The 19,648-nt window shown below is 63.8% G+C and carries 21 protein-coding genes and 1 pseudogene; 15 read left to right on the top strand and 7 right to left on the bottom strand.

The annotated features are described in order from the left end of the window. Positions 1-2 precede the first annotated feature (2 nt). Both EJ069_RS01600 and EJ069_RS01595 read left to right on the top strand, forming a co-directional pair. Positions 3-1,418 carry an ATP-binding protein gene (locus tag EJ069_RS01600; RefSeq protein WP_126059775.1) on the top strand — a complete coding sequence of 472 codons (1,416 nt, stop codon included), beginning with the start codon at positions 3-5 and terminating at the stop codon, positions 1,416-1,418. Positions 1,419-1,640: 222 nt separating this feature from the next. Further along, complete coding sequence (locus EJ069_RS01595; protein WP_245456741.1) at positions 1,641-2,705, top strand: glycosyltransferase family 1 protein; 1,065 nt, start codon at positions 1,641-1,643, stop codon at positions 2,703-2,705. On the opposite strand, the gene EJ069_RS01590 is transcribed toward EJ069_RS01595, so the two are convergent. From EJ069_RS01590 to EJ069_RS01580, 3 genes are all read right to left on the bottom strand, one after another. Beyond that, a complete protein-coding gene (locus EJ069_RS01590; protein WP_040989641.1) occupies positions 2,697-3,056 on the bottom strand; it encodes a tRNA-binding protein in 360 nt (119 codons plus the stop codon). The two genes, EJ069_RS01595 and EJ069_RS01590, sit on opposite strands and share 9 nt — an antisense overlap. Before the next feature lie 18 nt (positions 3,057-3,074). Further along, on the bottom strand, positions 3,075-3,575 hold the full coding sequence (locus EJ069_RS01585; RefSeq protein ID WP_040989643.1) for a YbjN domain-containing protein: 501 nt from the start codon (positions 3,573-3,575) through the stop codon (positions 3,075-3,077). Positions 3,576-3,888: 313 nt separating this feature from the next. Continuing rightward, a complete protein-coding gene (locus EJ069_RS01580; RefSeq protein WP_040990372.1) occupies positions 3,889-4,191 on the bottom strand; it encodes an accessory factor UbiK family protein in 303 nt (100 codons plus the stop codon). Positions 4,192-4,379: 188 nt separating this feature from the next. Between EJ069_RS01580 and EJ069_RS01575 the strand changes: the two genes are divergently transcribed. From EJ069_RS01575 to EJ069_RS01545, 7 genes are all read left to right on the top strand, one after another. Continuing rightward, a complete protein-coding gene (locus EJ069_RS01575; RefSeq protein ID WP_126059774.1) occupies positions 4,380-4,619 on the top strand; it encodes a BrnA antitoxin family protein in 240 nt (79 codons plus the stop codon). A 103-nt stretch (positions 4,620-4,722) separates the two neighbouring features. Beyond that, positions 4,723-5,577: a prolipoprotein diacylglyceryl transferase gene (lgt, locus tag EJ069_RS01570; protein WP_126059773.1), complete on the top strand. Its 855-nt coding sequence runs from the start codon at positions 4,723-4,725 to the stop codon at positions 5,575-5,577. Beyond that, positions 5,574-6,641 (top strand): class I SAM-dependent methyltransferase, encoded by a 1,068-nt coding sequence (locus EJ069_RS01565; protein WP_126059772.1) that lies wholly within the window; start codon positions 5,574-5,576, stop codon positions 6,639-6,641. The genes lgt and EJ069_RS01565 overlap by 4 nt, the downstream gene beginning before the upstream one ends. 86 nt (positions 6,642-6,727) lie before the next feature. After that, on the top strand, positions 6,728-7,516 hold the full coding sequence (pgeF, locus tag EJ069_RS01560) for a peptidoglycan editing factor PgeF (protein ID WP_126059771.1): 789 nt from the start codon (positions 6,728-6,730) through the stop codon (positions 7,514-7,516). Further along, a complete protein-coding gene (locus EJ069_RS01555; RefSeq protein ID WP_126059770.1) occupies positions 7,516-8,667 on the top strand; it encodes a Xaa-Pro peptidase family protein in 1,152 nt (383 codons plus the stop codon). Before pgeF ends, EJ069_RS01555 begins: the two co-directional genes overlap by 1 nt. A 55-nt stretch (positions 8,668-8,722) precedes the next feature. Beyond that, positions 8,723-9,340, top strand: coding sequence for a hypothetical protein (locus EJ069_RS01550; RefSeq protein ID WP_126059769.1), 618 nt, complete (start codon positions 8,723-8,725; stop codon positions 9,338-9,340). Positions 9,341-9,515: 175 nt separating this feature from the next. Continuing rightward, positions 9,516-10,451 (top strand): ribose-phosphate pyrophosphokinase, encoded by a 936-nt coding sequence (locus EJ069_RS01545; RefSeq protein WP_126059768.1) that lies wholly within the window; start codon positions 9,516-9,518, stop codon positions 10,449-10,451. A gap of 96 nt (positions 10,452-10,547) precedes the next feature. Here EJ069_RS01545 and EJ069_RS01540 read toward each other — a convergent pair whose 3' ends face one another. After that, positions 10,548-11,111 carry a dihydrofolate reductase family protein gene (locus EJ069_RS01540; protein WP_126059767.1) on the bottom strand — a complete coding sequence of 188 codons (564 nt, stop codon included), beginning with the start codon at positions 11,109-11,111 and terminating at the stop codon, positions 10,548-10,550. 115 nt (positions 11,112-11,226) lie between these two features. Then, positions 11,227-12,096: a helix-turn-helix transcriptional regulator gene (locus EJ069_RS01535; protein WP_126059766.1), complete on the bottom strand. Its 870-nt coding sequence runs from the start codon at positions 12,094-12,096 to the stop codon at positions 11,227-11,229. Positions 12,097-12,228: 132 nt separating this feature from the next. On the opposite strand from EJ069_RS01535, the gene EJ069_RS01530 reads away from it, so the two are divergent. Continuing rightward, the gene (locus EJ069_RS01530; protein ID WP_189476132.1) at positions 12,229-13,458 is read left to right on the top strand and encodes an MFS transporter; all 1,230 of its coding nucleotides are present in this window, start codon (positions 12,229-12,231) and stop codon (positions 13,456-13,458) included. 78 nt (positions 13,459-13,536) lie between these two features. Here the strand turns inward: EJ069_RS01530 and EJ069_RS01525 are convergent, their stop codons facing one another. Beyond that, on the bottom strand, positions 13,537-14,394 hold the full coding sequence (locus tag EJ069_RS01525) for an alpha/beta hydrolase (RefSeq protein ID WP_126059764.1): 858 nt from the start codon (positions 14,392-14,394) through the stop codon (positions 13,537-13,539). A 148-nt stretch (positions 14,395-14,542) separates the two neighbouring features. Here EJ069_RS01525 and EJ069_RS01520 point away from each other — a divergent pair, with 148 nt between their 5' ends. Continuing rightward, positions 14,543-14,986 (top strand): MarR family transcriptional regulator, encoded by a 444-nt coding sequence (locus EJ069_RS01520; protein ID WP_126059763.1) that lies wholly within the window; start codon positions 14,543-14,545, stop codon positions 14,984-14,986. 60 nt (positions 14,987-15,046) lie between these two features. Here EJ069_RS01520 and EJ069_RS01515 read toward each other — a convergent pair whose 3' ends face one another. Continuing rightward, the gene (locus EJ069_RS01515) at positions 15,047-15,691 is read right to left on the bottom strand and encodes a glutathione S-transferase family protein (protein WP_126059762.1); all 645 of its coding nucleotides are present in this window, start codon (positions 15,689-15,691) and stop codon (positions 15,047-15,049) included. Between the two features lie 349 nt (positions 15,692-16,040). On the opposite strand from EJ069_RS01515, the gene EJ069_RS01510 reads away from it, so the two are divergent. The 4 genes and pseudogenes from EJ069_RS01510 to corA all read left to right on the top strand — a co-directional run bounded on the left by EJ069_RS01510 (position 16,041) and on the right by corA (position 19,622). Beyond that, on the top strand, positions 16,041-16,685 hold the full coding sequence (locus tag EJ069_RS01510; protein WP_126059761.1) for a 50S ribosomal protein L25/general stress protein Ctc: 645 nt from the start codon (positions 16,041-16,043) through the stop codon (positions 16,683-16,685). 25 nt (positions 16,686-16,710) lie between these two features. Beyond that, entirely contained in the window at positions 16,711-17,433 is a 723-nt protein-coding gene (gene pth / locus EJ069_RS01505; protein WP_126059760.1) for an aminoacyl-tRNA hydrolase, read from the top strand. A 92-nt stretch (positions 17,434-17,525) separates the two neighbouring features. Continuing rightward, positions 17,526-18,629, top strand: a complete 1,104-nt coding sequence (gene ychF / locus EJ069_RS01500; RefSeq protein ID WP_126059759.1) for a redox-regulated ATPase YchF — start codon at positions 17,526-17,528, stop codon at positions 18,627-18,629. A gap of 19 nt (positions 18,630-18,648) precedes the next feature. Further along, positions 18,649-19,622: pseudogene (gene corA / locus EJ069_RS01495) on the top strand (magnesium/cobalt transporter CorA). The last annotated feature ends 26 nt before the right edge of the window (positions 19,623-19,648 follow it).

The raw sequence follows: 19,648 nt of genomic DNA, 5'->3' as shown, positions 1-19,648 counted from the left end.
GAATGGCGACCACGCAACTGGACAAGCCAGAAGGAGGCGGCCCCGGCGATCTCGCGCTGCGGACGCTGAGGGCGATGCCGCGCGCCTGGAACCGGTTCTGGCGCCTGATCGCGCTCTACATGCCGAAGCGGCTCTACGCCCGCTCGCTGATCATCGTCATCGCGCCAATGATCCTGCTGCAGTCGGTGATTGCCTTCGTTTTCATGGAACGTCACTGGCAGACCGTCACCCAGCGCCTGTCGCAGGCGACGATCTCGGACATTGCGGCCGTCATCGACATGATGGAGACCTATCCGCACGACGCCGACTACGCCAACATCATCCGCATCGCCCAGGACCGCATGCAGTTGAAAGTGGATTTGCTGCCGCCAGATCCGTTGCCGCCGCCCGGCCCAAAGCCGTTCTTCTCGATCCTCGACGAGGCGCTGTCGTCGGAGATCACGAGACAGATCAATCGTCCGTTCTGGATCGACACGGTCGGCAACTCGAACGTCGTCGAGGTCCGCGTCCAGCTCGAAGGCAAGGTGCTGCGCGTCTTTGTGCGGCGCAGCCAGGCTTATGCCTCGAATACGCATATCTTCCTGATCTGGATGGTCGGCACCTCGCTGGTTCTGCTGATGATCGCCATTCCCTTCCTGCGCAATCAGATCAGGCCGATCCTGACGCTCGCCGAGGCTGCCGAGAGTTTCGGCAAGGGCCGGCCGATGCCGCGCGATTTCCGCCCGCGCGGCGCCGAGGAGGTTCGCCGCGCCGGCTTCGCCTTCATCCAGATGCGTGAGCGTATCGAGCGCCAGATCGAGCAGCGCACCGCCATGCTGACCGGCGTCAGCCACGACCTCAGGACCATCCTCACCCGCTTCAAGCTGCAGCTGGCGCTGGCCGGCGGCAAGGCCGAGACCAAGGCCGCGCTCAACCAGGACATCGACGACATGCAGTCGATGCTGGAAGGCTATCTCGCTTTCGCCCGTGGCGAGTCCGCGGAGGACACCGGACGCTTCGACCTCAACGCCTATTTCCAGAAGCTCGGCGAGGAAGCGCAATTGCGTGGCTGCAAGCTCACGACGACACAGACCGGCGACCCGGCGGTGCATGTGCGGCCGAACGCCTTTGCCCGTTTGCTTTCGAACGTCATCGGCAATGCGTTTCGCTATGCCAAGGCCGTCGAGGTCCACGCCAACCACGGCCATGGCTCGCTCACCGTCACCATCGACGACAATGGGCCAGGTATCGCGCCTGACAAGCGTGAAGAGGTGTTCAAGCCATTCCTGCGGCTGGACGAGGCGCGCAACCTGGACGCCAGCGGCACCGGACTTGGCCTGTCGATCGCCCGCGACATCGCCCGCAGCCACGGCGGAGACATCAGCCTCGAGGACAGTCCGCTCGGCGGCCTGCGCGCGGTCATCAAGGTGCCCGCGTAGGCAGGGCCAAGACAGGCTTCATCCGCCCGTCATGAAATCATGGTCAAGAGCGCGCATGAAGCGCGCAACCCTTGTTGATTCGGCCCTGCCGCCCGGCTTCGATCCCGCCCCCGCCCGGGTGCGCTGGAGCGAAGCCCAGGCTGCTGCCTGGCTGCCGTTCCGGCACCGCGCCGGCGCGTCCAGGAACTATTGCAAAGTGTCGCCATGGGCAGCGGGATCGCCATGCGCATCCTGATGGTCACCGACGCTTGGCGGCCGCAAGTCAACGGCGTGGTGCACACGCTGGAACGCCTCACCGAGGCGCTGAAACCCTTCGACGTCGAGCTCGATTTCCTGACGCCGAACCTCTTCCGCACCCTGCCGATGCCGACCTATCCCGACATCCGGCTCGCGCTGACGACGCCGGGTCGTGTGGCGAGCCTCATCGAAACGCGCAAGGCCGACCACATCCACATCGTCACCGAGGGCCCGCTCGGCATCATGGCGCGCCGCTACTGCCGCAAGGCCAGCCGCCCCTTCACCACCAGCTATCACACGCGCTTTCCCGAATATCTCAGCGCCCGCCTGCCGGTGCCGGAGAGCTGGGCCTACAACTGGCTGCGCGACTTCCACAATTCCGGACAAGGCACGCTTGTCGCCACGCAATCGCTGGCGGACGATCTCGCCGCGCGCGGCTTCAACAAGCTCAGGCCCTGGACGCGCGGCGTCGACACCGACCATTTCCGGCCCGACAAGCGTAAGGAAACCCGATTTCCGCACCCGGTCTTCCTGTGCGTCGGCCGCGTCGCGATCGAGAAGAACCTGACCGCCTTCCTCGATCTCGACCTGCCCGGCAGCAAGGTGATCGTCGGCGAAGGGCCCGAACTGGCAAAACTCAAGGCGCGCTATCCCGACGCGCATTTCCTCGGCCATCGCCCGAACGACGAGCTGGCCGAGATCTACGCCTCGGCCGATGTGTTCGTGTTTCCGAGCCGCACCGACACTTTCGGCAACGTCATCATCGAGGCGCTGGCCAGCGGAACGCCGGTGGCCGCCTATCCGGTGACCGGACCGATCGACATCGTCGGCGATGGCGTCGGCGGAGCCGTGTCGAAGGACCTGGGCGAGGCCGCGCTCAAGGCGCTTCACAGCGACCGCTCGGAAGCGCGCCAGCGCGCCATGCGCTACAGCTGGAAGGCCTGCGCCGAGATGTTCCTCGACGCGGTCGACGAAGCGCTGGGCATGCCAAGTAAGCGCGCCGACGAGGACAGGGTGGCTCCGGGTCGCCCTAGGCTCGTCCTAGAATAGGCGCCCGCCGTCGGGCACCTTGCGCTCAATGGCGCCGAGCACCACCGCGCCCTCCTCATCGGGAAAGCCGAGCGTCAGGACCTCCGACATGAACGGACCGATCTGGCGCGGCGGGAAATTGACCACCGCGAAGACCTGCCGGCCTACAAGCGTCTCCGGCGCGTAGTATTTGGTGATCTGCGCCGACGACTTCTTCACACCGATCGCCGGGCCGAAATCGATCTTCAGCTTGATTGCCGGCTTGCGCGCTTCCGGAAACGGCTCGGCCTCGACGATCGTGCCGGCACGGATATCGACACGGTCGAAATCGGCAAAGCTGATCTCGGGCTTGCGCTCGCTGCTGGAACTCATCGGCGATATCGGCTTGGTTCAGGCGTTTCCGTGGGTCTCGAAGAGCACGCTGGAGAGCGCGTCCTTGGCCGATGTACCCGACCAGACGACGAACTGGAAGGCCTGGAAATAGCATTCGCAGGCCTCGAGCGCCGACGATAGAAGCACCTCGACCTGCTGGCTCGACGGCTCGACGCCGCCGGCAAGCAGCAGCGATTGCCGGAACATGATCGCGCCTTCCTGCTCCCACAGATCGAAATGCCCGAACAGCATCTGCTCGTTGATCAGCGACAACAGCCGCATCACTTCCAGCGCGCGCGTCTCCGGCACCTTGATGTCGAAAGCGCAGGCCAGGTGCAGCGCCTCGAAATCCTCCATCCAGGAAAAGGAGACATGATAGTCGGTCCAGCTGCCGGCCACCGAAATCGAAATCTCGTCGTCGCCGGCGCGCTCGAAGGACCAGTCATTGTTGTGGGCCACCTGCTCGATGACGTCCACCGGGTGGATTTCGCGGGAGAATTCGAGTTCGAGGAGTTCCATGAATGCTTCCTGTGTTCAGGGGAGCGCCACACGCTCCGCGGGGCACACACGACGAACAATCTTGTCTAGAACTCGGACGGTCAGGACTTTCCAACGCAAAGACCCAACCGGACCCCACCGCCCGGCGCATGACCCTGCTTCGAATCATGCAACAAATTCAGTCTATTGATCGGGAGTCGCGTGAACAGCCCAATTTTTCGCACCGGGTCATCCGCATGTGGAAAGGTGGCTGTCACAAAGATTCATGCAATGCCGGTAAGCGATTCACGGCAAAGCGATTTTTCGGATCGCGCTATGTGGAAAAGTTTAACGATTATTTTTTTGCGCGGGGCTTCGCGGCACCCGCAGGTGCGGCCTGTCCGGTCAGTTCGGCGAGCCTGGCCTCGAGCGCCTCGACGCGCGTCGCCAGTTGGATGTTGTCTTCCCGCGCCTTGACCGCCATCTCGCGCACCGCCTCGAATTCTTCGCGCTGCACCACATCCATGGAATTCAGCATGCGCTCGGCTTGCGCCCGGAACGCCGTCTCCACTTCGCGCCGAACGCCCTGCGCGGCACCCGCGGCATCGGTCATGATCTTTGCGAATTCGTCGAGAATGCGGTTCGGTCCGGTCGCCATGGCAGATCCTCGCTTTGTCGTTTTGACGTAGTGGCGCGCGGCGTGGAATGCAAGAACGTTAAGGGTCAATGCGCCCTGTGCGTTGCTATGGCGCATGGCGCAGCATTGGCTTTGCGCGGCTGTACTTGAAGGCGCCAAATCGCCTAGTGTGTTGCATTCCTTCAGCACTCTTCAGTCAGGGTCAACCAATGGCAACACCCCCGCGCCGACCAACAGATCCGATGGCCGCCGCAGAAGCTGCCTTCAAGCCGGCCAAGAAACCAGCGGCCCCGATTCGCGAGCCCGCCAGCGCACCAAACGTCAGAGAGCTTGTTTCGATCAGAATCGATCGAGCTGTGCTGGACTATTTCCAGGAAGATGGTCCAGGCTGGCAGGACAGGATCAACGACGCTCTAAAGCAAATTGTCGCCGGCAAACGGCCGGTTTGAAAACCGCCGTCTGTGCGATCAAGGCAATCGCCGCCGTTGCCTTGACCCCGCCAAAACCCTGCCGCATGGTCCGCGCCCGAATGACCGCGCCCTGGAGACCCTGTTGAGCGAATATTTCCTCTTGCCGCTGGCCTCCCTGCCCTTCCCCCACATCGACCCGGTCATCGTCAAGATCGGGCCGCTGGCTGTGCACTGGTATGGCGTCGGCTATATCGTAGGCATCCTCTTTGCCTGGTGGTATGCCAAACGGCTGGTCACCAACGCTCGTCTCTGGCCGGACGGCCACCTGCCGATGAAGCCCGAGGACCTTGACGATTTCATCGTCTGGGCGGCGATCGGCGTCGTGCTCGGCGGGCGCACCGGCTATGTGCTGTTCTACGACCTGCCGCGCTACATCGCGCATCCGCTCGACATTTTCGCCGTCTGGCAGGGCGGCATGTCGTTCCATGGCGGCCTGCTTGGTGTGATCCTCGCCATGACGCTGTTTTCGCTCAAGCGCCGCATTCCAACCTGGACATTGTTCGATGTGGTGTCGGCAGGCGTGCCTGTCGGTCTCGGCCTTGTGCGTGTCGCCAACTTCATCAATTCGGAGCTTTGGGGCCGGCCGTCGAACGTGCCCTGGGCGATCGAATTCCCCAATGGCGGCCCATTCACCCGCCACCCCAGCCAGCTCTACGAGGCCTTGCTCGAGGGCCTGGTGCTGTTCCTGGTGCTGCGCTTCCTCACCCATTCGCGCCTGAAGCTGAAGACGCCGCGTTTCGTCGGCGGGGCCTTCATCTGCGGCTACGGCCTGTCGCGCATCTTCGTCGAATTCTTCCGTGAGCCGGACCAGCAGCTCGGTTACCTGCTCGGCACCAGCTGGCTGACCATGGGCATGATCCTGTCCACGCCGATGGTTCTCGCCGGCATCTGGGCCATGGTCACGGCAAAGCCGGCGCCGCAGCCGCGGGCGGCATGACCCGGCTGAAGGAACGCATCAAAGGCCTGATCGGCGCGGCCGGGCCGATCCCGGTCAGCGAATATATGGCGCTCTGCCTGTTCGATCCCGAGGAGGGTTACTACACGACGCGCGAGCCCTTCGGCGCCGTCGGCGACTTCATCACCGCGCCCGAGATCAGCCAGATGTTCGGCGAGCTCGTCGCCGTCTGGCTCTACCAGGCCTGGCAAGGTGCCGGCCGGCCCCTGCCCGCGACCTTTGCCGAGATCGGTCCCGGCCGCGGCACGCTGATGAAGGACATGCTGCGGACCTGGTCACGGCTCGACCCGGCGCTCGTGGCCGGCGCCTCCTTCGCCATGATCGAGACCAGCCCCCGCCTGGCCGAGATCCAGAAACAGACGCTCGCCGGCCAGAGCGTGGCGCCCGCCTGGCACCAGACCATCGACACGCTGCCGCGGCAGCCGCTCTTCATCGTCGGCAACGAATTGTTCGATGCGGTGCCTATCCGGCAGTTCGTCTATGTCGGCGCGGGCTGGCGTGAGCGCGTGGTCGGCCTCGATGGCGCCGACGAACTGCACTTCTTCGCCGGCGCGGGGTCCGTCGACCCGGCGCTGCTGCCACCAGCAGCCGCCGATGCGCCGCAAGGCGCCATCGTCGAAGTGGCGCCTGCTCGCTCGGCGCTGATGGCGCAGATCGCCGAACGCATAGCCGGCCAGGGCGGCGCCGGCCTTTTCATCGACTACGGCCATCTGCAGCCGGGTATCGGCGACACTTTCCAGGCGCTGCGCCGGCACGAGCGCGAGGACGTTTTGGCCAATCCAGGCGAAGCCGACCTCACCGCCCATGTCGATTTCGCCGCTCTTGCCGACATCGCGCGGGCGCACGGTCTCGATGTGCAATTGTCGACCCAGGGCGAATTCCTGCTCCGCATGGGCCTGCTCGAACGTGCCGGCACACTTGGCGCCGATGCCGATGCCGAAACACGTCAGATCATCTCGGGCGCGGTCGAACGCCTGGCCGGCCCCGACGCGATGGGCGAGTTGTTCAAGGTGATGAAGGTCCTGCCGAAGGCGAAAGGCGGCTGAGATCGGCGAGCGGCCGCGGCGGCTGGTCCGCTCGTCTCCGAACTTCGCCTTGACGAACCCGCCTTGCACGGACGACAAACCCAACCATGCTGAATCAGAACAGACCCGATCCAGTACGCTCGCCGCTGCTTGAAAAGGCGCAAGGCATGCGCCACGGCTACTTCACCCGCATCGGCGGCGTCTCCGACGGCATCTATCGGGGCCTCAACATCGGCACGGGCTCCAGCGACGACCAGACATTGGTCGCCGAGAACCGGCGGCGCGTCGCCGACTGGATGGGTGTGCCCGCGGACCATCTGCTGACCGCGCACCAGATCCACTCGCCGGATGTCGTTGTCGCCAGGGAACCCTTCGCCGGCCCTCGCCCGAAAGCCGACGCCATCGTCACTGATCGTCCGGGCATCGCCATCGGCGCATCGACCGCCGATTGCGGGCCGGTGTTGTTTGCCGATGCCGAGGCGCGCGTCATCGGCGCCGCCCATGCCGGCTGGAAGGGCGCCTTCACCGGCGTGCTCGAGAACACCGTCGCGGCGATGGAAGGCCTCGGCGCCCGCCGCGACCGCATCGTCGCCGTGCTTGGCCCCTCGATCGGGCCCGACAATTACGAGGTCGGGCCGGAATTCGTCGCCCGCTTCGTCGAGGCCGACGCCGGCAATGAACGCTATTTCAGGCCATCCAAGACTGTCGGCCACTCGATGTTCGACCTCAACCAATATACGGTCGACCGGCTGCGCAAGGCCGGCGTGACCGCCGAGGGGCTTGGCCGCTGCACCTACGCGGAAGAAGACCTTTTCTATTCCTACCGGCGCACCACACACCGCAAGGAAGCGGATTACGGGCGCCAGGTTTCGGCAATCGTTCTGGAGAAAGAGTAATGGCGCTGCATTTCGAACGTTCGGAATTCGACGCGCGACGTGATCGGCTGCTGATCGAGATGGCCGAAAAGAAGCTCGACGCCGTGCTCCTGTTCGCGCAGGAGAGCATGTACTGGCTGACCGGCTACGACACGTTCGGCTTCTGCTTCTTCCAATGCCTGGTGGTGAAGGCCGACGGCTCGATGGTGCTGCTCACCCGCTCGGCTGATCTGAGGCAAGCGCGCAATACCTCGACCATCGAGAACATCGTGCTGTGGACCGATCGTCAGGGCGCCAACCCGGCAATCGACCTGCGCAACCTGCTCAACGACCTCGATCTTCTCGGCGCCCGCATCGGCGTCGAATACGACACCCATGGCCTGACCGCCTATAACGGCCGCCGGCTCGACGAGCAGTTGCAGACTTTCGGCCAGATCGCCGATGCCTCCGGCATCGTCGGCCGGCTGCGCCTGTTCAAGAGCCCGGCCGAGATCGCCAAGGCGGAAAAGGCCGCCAATCTTTCCGACGACGCGCTCGATGCCGCCCTGCCGCTGATCAAGCAGGGCGGTGACGAAGGGCTCATCCTCGCCGCCATGCAGGGCGCGGTCTTTGCCGGCGGCGGCGACTATCCGGCCAACGAATACATCATCGGCTCAGGCGCGGACGCCCTGCTCTGCCGCTACAAGGCCGGCCGCCGCAAGCTTACCAAGAACGACCAGCTGACGCTCGAATGGGCCGGTGTGTTCCACCACTATCATGCCCCCATGATGCGCACCATTTTGACGGGCAAGGTGTCGAAGCGCCATCAGGAACTGTTCGACGCTTCCCGAGCCGCGCTGCTCGCGGTCGAAAAGGCGATGACGCCGGGCAACACCTTCGGCGATGTCTTCGACGCGCATGCCCGCACGCTCGAAGCACACAATCTGACCAAGCACCGGCTGAACGCCTGCGGCTACTCGGTCGGCGCCCGCTTCACGCCGTCCTGGATGGACATGCCGATGTTCTACCAAGGCAATCCGGAGCCGATCGCGCCCAATATGACGCTGTTCGCGCATATGATCATCATGGACTCCGAGACCGAGACGGCCATGACGCTCGGCCGCACCTACCTCACCACGGAATCGGCGCCGAAGCCGCTGTCGCGCCATGATCTCGACTTGATCGTGCAGTGAATCCATAATGGTTGGTTCACGCGGGGGCGTTCGCCAGTAGGGAGTTTTCAAGCAAATGAGACGATCGCGGATGACGACCGTGTCATTGCTTGCGGCGCTGGCGCTCGGCGCCTGCACAAACGCCAAGGACGTGCTCGAACCTTCGGCCATCACTCCGCCGGCGAGCTCGGCCCAGTCCTCGGCCGCCCCGCAGGGCACATCGACGACGGCCACAACCCCGACCACGACCGCGCCTGCCCCTTCTCCCGCGCCTTCCACCACAGCGTCACCCAGGACATCGGCCCAGACCGCTGCCCTGGCCAAGACACGGTTGCAGGTGGCGCCGATCGTCGGCGCATCGGTGGACGCGGCAGCACCGTTGACGGCGGAACTGCAGACCCGCGCCAAGCAACGCGGCTTGACGCTTGTCGGCAGCACCGACCAGACGGCGACGCATGTGCTGAAAGGCTATTTCTCGGCGATGTCCGAGGGCAAGGACACCACCGTCATCTATGTCTGGGACATTTACGACCCCTCGGGGAACCGCCTGCATCGCATCAACGGCCAGCAGAAAGCGCCCACGGTCGGCAGCGGCGAAGGCTGGCCCACTGTGGCGCCCGCGACCATGCAGGCCATCGCCGACCAGACGATCGACCAGTTCGCCGCATGGCTCGGCAGCGGCGGCGCCGGTTGACCGTAAGGTAGCCGGCCGAACTGTTGCCGGCTTGCGATGTTTTGCGTGTTTGTTGCGGTCGCCGGGAGGATTCCCGATAACGAGGCTTGCAATACCGGCACGGGCCGCTAAAAGCCCGCTTAAAAGGCTCGTTGAGAGTCTCTCGGGCCTCTCCATCCTTCGCCAGGAACGGTGCATGAAGCTTTTCGCGGGCAATTCCAACCGGGTGCTGGCCGAAGCGGTCGCTCGCTATCTCAACATCCCGCTAGGGAAGGCCAGCGTCAGGCGATTCGCCGACCAGGAGATCTTCGTCGAGATCCAGGAAAACGTGCGCGGCGAGGATGTCTTCATCCTGCAGTCCACCTCTTATCCGACCAACGACCATCTGATGGAGCTGCTCATCATGATGGACGCTTTCATGCGCTCCTCGGCGCGACGCATCACGGCGGTCATCCCCTATTTCGGCTATGCAAGGCAGGACCGCCGCGCCTCCGGCCGCACGCCGATCTCGGCCAAGCTGGTCGCCAACATGATCACCCGCGCCGGCGCCGACCGCGTGCTGACGCTCGACCTGCATGCCGGCCAGATCCAGGGCTTCTTCGACATCCCGACCGACAATCTGTTCTCGGTGCCGGTGATGGCCCGCGACGTGAAGGCCAAGTACAAGCAGCTCGGCAATGTCGTCGTCGTGTCGCCCGACATCGGCGGCGTGGTGCGGGCGCGCGCTCTGGCCAAGCGTTTCGACGCGCAGCTGGCCATCGTCGACAAGCGCCGCGAGCGCCCGGGTGAATCGGAAGTCATGAACATCATCGGCGCGGTCGCCGGCAAGGATTGCCTGCTGATCGACGACATCGTCGATTCCGGCGGCACGCTTTGCAACGCGGCCGACGCGCTGCTCGCCAACGGCGCGACGAGCGTCACCGCCTACATCACCCATGGCGTGCTGTCGGGCGGCGCCGTCGCCCGTATCGCCGGTTCGAAGCTGCAGGAACTGGTGATCACCGATTCCATCCAGCCGACGCAGGGCGTGCTCGATGCACCGAACATCCGCGTCATCTCGATCGCCGACCTGATGGGCGAGGCGATCTCGCGCACGGCGACGGAAGAGTCGGTCTCGAGCCTGTTCGACTAGAGCGTTTCACCGTTTCACGGAAACGGCGAACCGCTCTATCCTTTGTTTTTGCGCAATTCCGGACGGAAAACCGCTCACACTTTACCTGGAATTGCTCTAGTCGATTTCGATAGGCGCGTAACGCAGCAGCGTCACGCCTTGCGCAAGCCGCTCCGTGCCGAGCGGCTCCAACGCCAGCGACAGGCCGGACTGGAAATACGGCTTGCCGCCGCCGAGCACGACCGGATGCATGTAAAGCCGGTACTCGTCGATCAGCCCCGCGCGCGCAAGGTGCCCGGCAAGCTCGGCTCCGGAAACGGAAATCTCGCCGTCCGTGTCCGCCTTGAGCGACCTCGCCACGCCCTCGGCGTCCCCCTTCACCAGGCGGGCATTCGGCCCGACTTCCTGGAGCCTGGTCGAAAACACGATCTTCGGCGTTTCACGCCAGGCGTGGGCAAAATCCCGCTCGGCCTCCTCGGCGGCGATCTCACGCTCCGGGCTGTCCCAGAAGCGCATGGTCTCATACATCCGGCGTCCGCAGAGCGCGATCGACGTCCGCCGCATCTCGTCGTTGAAATGCTGATGAAGTTCCTCTTCGGGGACCGGCAGGTTGATGTCTCCGCTCGGGCCGGCGATATAGCCGTCGAGCGATGTCAGCATGGCATAGACGATCGTCGCCATAGCGTTCCTCCGATTTCGCGTCCCCCCAAAGGATCATATCTGGTTGCAATTTGCAATCAGAAGTCTGGATGGAACCCGGAGATGCGACGCATCGGCCCGATGCCGCGGCGCCGTCTCACGCAGCAAGCGGGCCGCCTGTGCGGCGCGGGTTTTCACCGGCATCGCGCGCGCCGCGCATATAGCCGCGCGGCGAAGCGCCGAGCATGCGCTTGAACATGGTGGTGAAGGCCGGCACGCTGTCATAGCCGAGATCGAGCGCCACTCTGGTGATCGGCTCGCCGTCGGCGAGCCTTGGCAGCGCGGCGAACAGGCAGGCCTGCTGGCGCCAGGTCGAAAGCGACAGCCCGGTCTGGCGCTGGAAAGCGCGGGTGAAAGTGCGCCGGCTCATGCCTGCGGCATCCGCCCACGCGTCGATCGTGGCGTGCGGCGAAGGAGCCGCCACGAAGCGCCTGCAAAGCGCCGCGAGCTTCGGATCGGACGGGAAAGGCAACCCAAGCGGGCGTTCCGGCAGGTTCGGAATCTCGTGCAGCAGCAGTCCCATGACCAGCGCTGCCCGCCCTTCGAGCTCGCCGCCTTGCGGCAATTTCTCCGATTCAACGATCAGGCTGTGCATCAGCTCGGTGATGCCGACGACGCGCAATCCCTCCGGCAGCCCGGCAATGGCATCAGGCATCACATAGACCGAGCGCATCGAGACGTCGCCCAGCATCTCGACCGAATGCTCGGTGCCGGCCGGTATCCACATCGCATGGTCGGGCGGGACCATCCAGCGCCCGTGCTTCGTCGTCACCAACACCACCCCCACCAGGGCATGCAAAAGCTGGCTGCGGCTGTGGCGGTGTTGCGGCACGTGATAGCCGTCCGGATATTCGGTCGGCAGCGCCACCGCCGGCCCGACGGCCTCCTCCAGCCACTGCCAGCGGCTTTCATGCAGCCTGCCCAGCTCGGCGGCGTCGCCCCAGAAGATTTCCCGGCCATGCGGCATCGGATGTGGCCCACTTGCGAAACTATTGGACCAAACCACGAAAGAAGTCGCCATTCAAGCCGAATATAAGGCAAGCGTCCTATCCCATGAGACTGCTGCGGTTCGCCGCCAAAAAAACTACGGAGCATTGCCTTGACTGATACGACCGCCACATCCGTCGCCACGCCGGCGACGGCAAGCAGCACCTCGGCGCAAGCGACGGTCTTTGTCGTCATCCTTTCGGTGAGCTTCTGCCACGGCATCAATGACATCATGCAGTCACTGCTGCCGGCGATCTATCCGCTCCTCAAAGAGAATTACGGTCTCGATTTCTGGCAGATCGGCCTTCTGACCTTCACCTTCCAGGTCACGGCCTCGCTGCTGCAACCGGTGATCGGCATGATCACCGACAAGCGGCCAATGCCTTATTCCTTGCCTTGGGGCATGGCTTCGTCGCTGGCCGGCCTGATCGTGCTGGCCTATGCCGGCCACTATGTGCTGCTTTTGGTCGGCGCCTCGCTGATCGGCATCGGCTCGGCGATCTTCCATCCGGAATCCTCGCGCATCGCGCGCTTCGCCTCGGGCGGCCGCTTCGGCCTTGCGCAGTCGCTGTTCCAGGTCGGCGGCAATTTCGGCCAGTCGATGGGCCCGCTGCTCGCAGCCTTCATCGTCGTGCCCTTCGGCCAGACCAGCATCTCCTGGTTCGCCATCGGCTCGCTGATCGGCATCTTTGTGCTGTGGCAGGTCGGCGGCTGGTACAGCCGCATGCGCGCCTCGCAGGCCACCCGCAAGCAGGTTGCCCATGTATCGCCCTTTCCGCGCAAGAAGGTGATGGGCGCGCTCGCCGTGTTGACGCTGCTGGTGCTGACCAAGAACGCCTATATCGCCTCGCTGTCCAGCTACTACACCTTCTATTCCATCCACAAGTTCGGGGTCTCGGTGCAGACGAGTCAGGTCATGCTTTTCCTGTTCCTCGGCGCATCGGCGCTGGGCATCCTGCTTGGCGGTCCGTTCGGCGACCGTTACGGGCAGAAGGCGATGATCTGGTTCTCGATCGTCGGCGTCCTGCCCTTCACGCTGGCGCTGCCCTACGCCAATCTGGAATGGACGATGGTGCTCACCGTGCTGATCGGCCTGATCCTGTCGTCGGCCTTCTCCAACATCGTGGTGTTCGCGCAGGAGCTGGTTCCGGGCCGCGTCGGCACGATCGCCGGCATCTTCTTCGGCTTTGCCTTCGGTATAGGCGGCATCGCCGCCGCCGTGCTCGGCGTCATCGCCGACATGAAGGGCATCGATTTCGTCTTCCAGATCTGTTCCTACCTGCCCTTCCTCGGTCTGCTGACGGTGTTCCTGCCCAATATGAAGGAAGCGCGAAGGGCCTGATTGCCCGGGCACTCCAAACGGCCTCCGAAGATCGAAGCACCCGCCGCCTGGCGGGTGCTTCGTGTTTGGCGTCCTGCTTCAAGCCTTGAAGAAGGCCAGCAGGTCGGCGTTGATGACATCCGCATGGGTCGTCGCCATGCCGTGCGGGAAGCCCTTGTAGACCTTGAGCTCGCCCTTCTTGAGCAGCTTGATCGAAAGCAGCGCGGAGTCCGCGATCGGCACGATCTGATCGTCGTCGCCATGCATGACCAGCACCGGTACGTCGATCTTCTTCAGGTCCTCGGTGAAGTCGGTTTCCGAGAAGGCCTTGATGCAATCGTAATGCGCCTTGGTGCCGCCCATCATGCCTTGGCGCCACCAATTGTCGACAACGGCTTGCGAGACCACCGCGCCCGGACGGTTGAAGCCATAGAATGGGCCGGACGGCACATCGCGGAAGAACTGGGCGCGGTTGGCTGCCTGGGCCGCGCGGAAGCCATCGAACACCTCGATCGGCAGGCCGCCTGGATTGGCGTCGCTCTTCAGCATGATCGGCGGCACCGCGCCAATCAGAACGGCCTTGGCAACCCGACCGCCGCCACCATACTGCGCCACGTAGCGAGCCACCTCGCCGCCGCCGGTCGAATGGCCGACATGGATCGCGTTCTTAAGATCGAGATGCGCCACGAGCGCCGCTACATCGGCGGCATAGGTGTCCATCTCGTTGCCGGTGTCAGTCTGGGTCGAACGGCCGTGTCCACGCCGGTCATGCGCGATGACGCGGTAGCCCTTCGACAGGAAGAACAGCATCTGGGCGTCCCAGTCGTCGCTGCTCAGCGGCCAGCCATGGTGGAAGACGATCGGCTGACCGGTCCCCCAGTCCTTGTAGAAGATCTGCGTTCCGTCCTTCGTGGTGATCGTGCCGCTGCCGATTTTGGTCTGCGAAGCTTCAGTCATCTCCATCTCCTTTGTAATTTTCGCAATAAATAATATCACGATAACGATATGCGTACCGCTATCGAGCCGGCTTGTCCATAGAAATATGTATCACGATAACATTTTCTGTGGTACATAATAGGTTATCAGTTGGCAAAAGGATCGTGTCGTGCCCCTTCCCTTGGACAATCAGCTCTGTTTCACGCTCTACGCGACCAGCATGACAATCAATCGTACCTACAAACCGATGCTGGACGAAATGGGCATCACCTATCCGCAATATCTCGTGCTCAATGCGCTGGGAGAGACTGACGGCATGTCGGTGGGCAGCATCGCGCATCGGCTCGCCCTGGAATCGAGCACCATCACTCCACTGGTGAAGCGAATGGAACAGGCCGGCCTCGTCACTCGCCAGCGCAGCCAGACCGACGAGCGCCAGGTGCAGGTCGACCTGACCCCTATCGGGCGAGCCTTGCTCGTCCAGTGCAATTGCCTGAACGAGACCCTGATCGAGCGCTCGGGCATGACGTTGGCCGAGCTCGATGCCCTAAACCGGCAAATCCAGAAATTGCGCGATGCGTTGAACGGCGGCCAGGTGGTTGACGCCGCCTAGGGCAATTTCGGGAAAAAAGCGTAGCCTTCTCCGTCCGGAATAGCGCAAAAGCCAGCGTGGTCACGCCTCGATCTTCACCGGCGGCAGCGGCGGCGCCTCCAGCCCCTGGAACGGGTCGCGCCAGGCGTCGATCGCGTCCAGCCGTCCGTACCAGCGGCGGATCGACGGGTAGTCGTGGAGCGGCAATCCGGCGACATCATTGAAAGGCAGGAACGTCGCCATGCGGAAGTCCGCATAGGAGATGGAATTGCCGACCAGCCACTCCCGCGCGGCAAGCTCGGGCTCGAGGACAGCCGCGGCCTTATGGAATTGCTTGAGCCCCTCCTCGACCAGCGCCTGATCGATCGGGCCGAGTCCATAGCGCTGCTTGGTCCCGCGCTCGAAATGCACCATGTCGCAGGCGAAGGCGAACCGTTCCTTGCCCCAACTGATCCAGCGGATCATGTCCGGCTCATCGTCCCCGCGGCGCCAGAAATCTGAACGCATCTCGCGCGAAAGCCGGCAGGCGATGGCGTCCGTCTCCCACAGGCTCCATCCCGCGCCGACCAAGATCGGCAAGGTCAGATTGGGGTTTAGCGCCTGGTAGCGCTCGGCCTGCCCCGGCGCCATCGGCGATGCGAACTCGAACGCGATCCTAGCCTTGAGATAGCGCGCCGTCGCGACCGCGAGGCGAGGATTGGGATTACGGCTGAACAGGAGTTTCATTTTGGTCCCCACGGATCTGGTTGCATGCCGCAGGACGACCGGAAGCCGCCCGATCCTACATTTGTCACGAACGGTAGATCCGGTTTATGTTTTCGGCATCGGAAAAACACCCTGCAAGCCTTCCGGCACAACCGCTTGCGCCCTTGCCCGCCTTCGGCTATAGAGCCGCCACCCGCGTAGACACCCTTGGAGGCAACGCGGAGGAAGGCCGGCCAGGCCTCGCATGATTCCAACGCATTTGGATTGCCAAACGCATCGGACGGATCGTGCAAGGCCGCGACGGCTTTCGACGTTTACGGTCGGCCTTACGCCGACCGCGAGCGCTCCACAACACGCGAAAGGAAATGCCATGAGCCACGATGCTTATGAGCTCAAAGCCGAAGCGCGCGAACAGGTCGGTAAGGGGTCCGCCCGTGCAGTTCGCCGCAACGGTAAAGTGCCTGCAGTTATCTACGGCGACAAGCAGCCTCCCCTGGCGATTGCGCTGAACTACAAGGACATCTTCTACAAGATCCATGGCGGCGGGTTCCTGACCACGGTCGCCACGATCGATGTCGACGGCAAGAAGATCCAGGTCCTGCCGAAGGATTTCCAGCTCGACCCGGTCAAGGATTTCCCTGTCCATGTCGACTTCCTGCGCATCGGCAAGGACACCGAGGTCAATGTCGACGTGCCCGTCCACTTCATCAATGAGGACAAGTCGCCCGGCATCAAGCGCGGCGGCGTGCTCAACATCGTTCGCCACGAAGTCGAGTTCCACTGCCCGGCCAACGCGATCCCGGAATTCATCACCGTCGATCTCGCCGGCACCGACATCGGCGACTCGATCCACATCTCGGCTGTCAAGCTGCCGGCCGGCGTCAAGCCGGTCATCTCCGATCGCGACTTCACCATCGCGACCATTGCCGGCTCGTCTGCCATGAAGCCGGAGACGGAAGCCACCACCGAAGTGGCGGCGACTGAGACGGCGGCCCCGGCGGCCGAAGAGAAGTAACCTATTTCTGCATCCGGAGGCGGCGATGCTTGTCTTTGCAGGCCTCGGCAATCCGGGCGCGAAATACGAAAACAACCGGCACAATGTCGGCTTCATGGCGGCGGACGCGATTGCCCGCCGCCATTCCTTTTCGCCCTGGTCGCGGAAATTCCAGGGCCTGATTTCGGAAGGCACGCTCGGCGGCGAGAAGATCCTGCTGATCAAGCCGCAGACCTTCATGAACCTTTCCGGACAGTCGGTGGGCGAAGCGCTGCGCTTCTACAAGCTCGAGCCGTCCGCGCTCACCGTCTTCTATGACGAGATCGATCTTGCCGCCGGCAAGCTCAGGGTCAAGGTGGGCGGCGGCTCCGGCGGCCATAACGGCATCCGCTCGCTCGATCAGCATGTCGGCAATGCCTATCGCCGGGTGCGCATCGGCGTCGGCCACCCCGGCGTCAAGGAGATGGTGCACGGCCATGTGCTCGGCGATTTCGCCAAAGCCGATCGCGAATGGCTGGATGTCCTGCTGGACGCAATCGCCGACGATGCGGCTCTGCTCGTCAAGGGCGATGACAATTCCTTCATGAACCGCGTCACGCTCGCCTTGCGTGAAAAACTCATGCCGACTGGCGATGACGACCGCCCGCCGCCTAAGCCGCCGAAGCAGCAAAGCCATGTCCGCCAGGCGCGCCCGCAGCAGCCGGCGGCAAAGCTTCCCGAGAGCGGCCCGATGGCCGCGATGCTGAAGAAGCTGTTCGGCAAGGAGTGAGCGCCGAACGAACGTCGCCCAGGGCTTGACGTTCGTCACCGCTATCGCCCATAGCCCTCAGCAAAATCGAATTCCGACAGGACTGGACGAACATGGGTTTCAAATGTGGCATCGTTGGCTTGCCCAACGTCGGCAAGTCGACGCTGTTCAATGCATTGACCAGGACGGCCGCCGCGCAGGCCGCCAACTATCCTTTCTGCACCATCGAGCCGAATACCGGCGAGGTGGCGGTGCCGGATCCCCGCCTGCAGAAGATCGCGGCGATCGGCAAGTCGAAGGAGATCATCCCGACCCGCATCTCCTTCGTCGACATTGCCGGCCTGGTGCGCGGCGCCTCCAAGGGCGAAGGGCTAGGCAACCAGTTCCTCGCCAACATCCGCGAGGTCGACGCGATCGTGCACGTGCTGCGCTGCTTCGAGGATGACGACATCACCCATGTCGAGGGCCGTATCGACCCCGTCGCCGACGCAGAGACGGTCGAGACCGAGCTGATGCTCGCCGACCTCGAAAGCATCGAGCGCCGCATCCTCCAGGTCCGCAAGCGGGCCGCCGGCAAGGACAAGGAAGCCATGGCCGTCCTGCCGATGATGGAGGCGTCGCTCGAATTGCTGCAGGCCGGCAAGCCGACGCGCTTCCTGCTCAACGGCATCTCGCCGGAGGATCTGCGCATCCTGCAGGGGCTGAACCTGCTCACCTCGCATCCCGTTCTCTATGTCTGCAACGTCGCCGAGGCGGACGCCGCCACCGGCAACGAGCACACGCGCGCGGTGGAGAAGATGGCGGCAGCTCAGGGCGCCGGCACGGTGGTGATCTCGGCGGCGATCGAGGCGGAAGTCGCCCAGCTTTCCGACGAAGAGGAAATGGAGTTCCTTGCCTCGATCGGCCTCGACGAGCCGGGCCTCAACAAGGTGATCCGCGCCGGCTACGAGCTCTTGCATCTGATCACCTACTTCACCGTCGGGCCGAAGGAGACGCGCGCCTGGACGATCCACAAGGGCGATAAGGCGCCGCAGGCGGCCGGCGTCATCCATACCGACTTCGAGCGCGGCTTCATCCGCGCCCAGACCATCTCCTACAACGACTTCGTCACGCTGGGCGGTGAAGTGGCCGCCAAGGAAGCCGGCAAGGCGCGCGACGAAGGCAAGGAGTATGTCGTCCAGGACGGCGACATCATGCTGTTCAAGTTCAACACCTGATCCTTCAGGAGACCCGGCGATGATAAAGACCTTCGTCGTGGACAATGACCGCCTGCGTCTCACCGAGGATCTCGCGGCGGATGGCGACAGGGTCGTCTGGGCCGACCTCTTAAACCCGACCAAGGAGGAAGAGGCGCGCATCGAGGGCTGGCTGGGCATAGCCATCCCGACCCGCGAGGAGATGGAGGAGATCGAGATATCGAGCCGCCTCTATGTCGAGGACGGCGGCTACTTCATGACCGCCGTGCTGCCGGCGCAGACCGAGGCCGACGATCCTTTGATGTCGCCAGTGACCTTCGCGCTTGCCGGAAATCGGTTGATCACCATCCGCTACCATGAACCCAAGGCCTTCAAGACCTTCCCGCTGCGCGCCGAGAAGGTGGCGACCGGCTGCACCAGCGGCGACACCATCCTGATCGGCCTTCTCGAGGCGATCGTCGATCGCCTGGCCGACATCCTCGAGCGCGCCGGCCGGGAGGTCGAGGCGATCTCGCGCGACATTTTCCAGGCGCGCTCGACCAAGGCCTCGAAGCGCAACCGTGATTTCCAGGAGCTCCTGAAAGGCATCGGCCGCAAGGAGGACCTCGCCTCCTCGGTCCGCGACAGCCTGATCTCGCTGCAGCGCCTCGCCGGCTTTCTTGCCCATGTCGCGGGCCAGACCAAGATGAGCAAGGATGTGCGCGCCCGTATCAAGACGCTGTCGCGCGACGTGCTGTCGCTCGCCGACCATGCCACCTTCCTGTCGCAGAAGATCTCCTTCCTGCTCGACGCCACGCCGGCATGATCTCGATCGAGCAGAACGCCATCATCAAGATCTTCTCGGTCGCCGCCGTCATCTTTCTGCCGCCGACGCTGGTTGCCTCGATCTACGGCATGAATTTCGACATCATCCCCGAGCTCAAATGGGAGTTCGGCTATCCCTTCGCCATCGGCCTGATGGTGGTCTCGGCCATCCTGCCCTTCTGGTATTTTCGCCGCCGCGGCTGGCTCTGACAGTGTCGGCCGGCGACGGCTGGCTT

The sequence above is a fragment of the Mesorhizobium sp. M2A.F.Ca.ET.043.05.1.1 genome, from assembly GCF_003952445.1.
In the GTDB taxonomy this organism is placed as follows: Bacteria; Pseudomonadota; Alphaproteobacteria; order Rhizobiales; family Rhizobiaceae; genus Mesorhizobium.
This window is presented reverse-complemented; position numbering and strand designations above follow the sequence as displayed.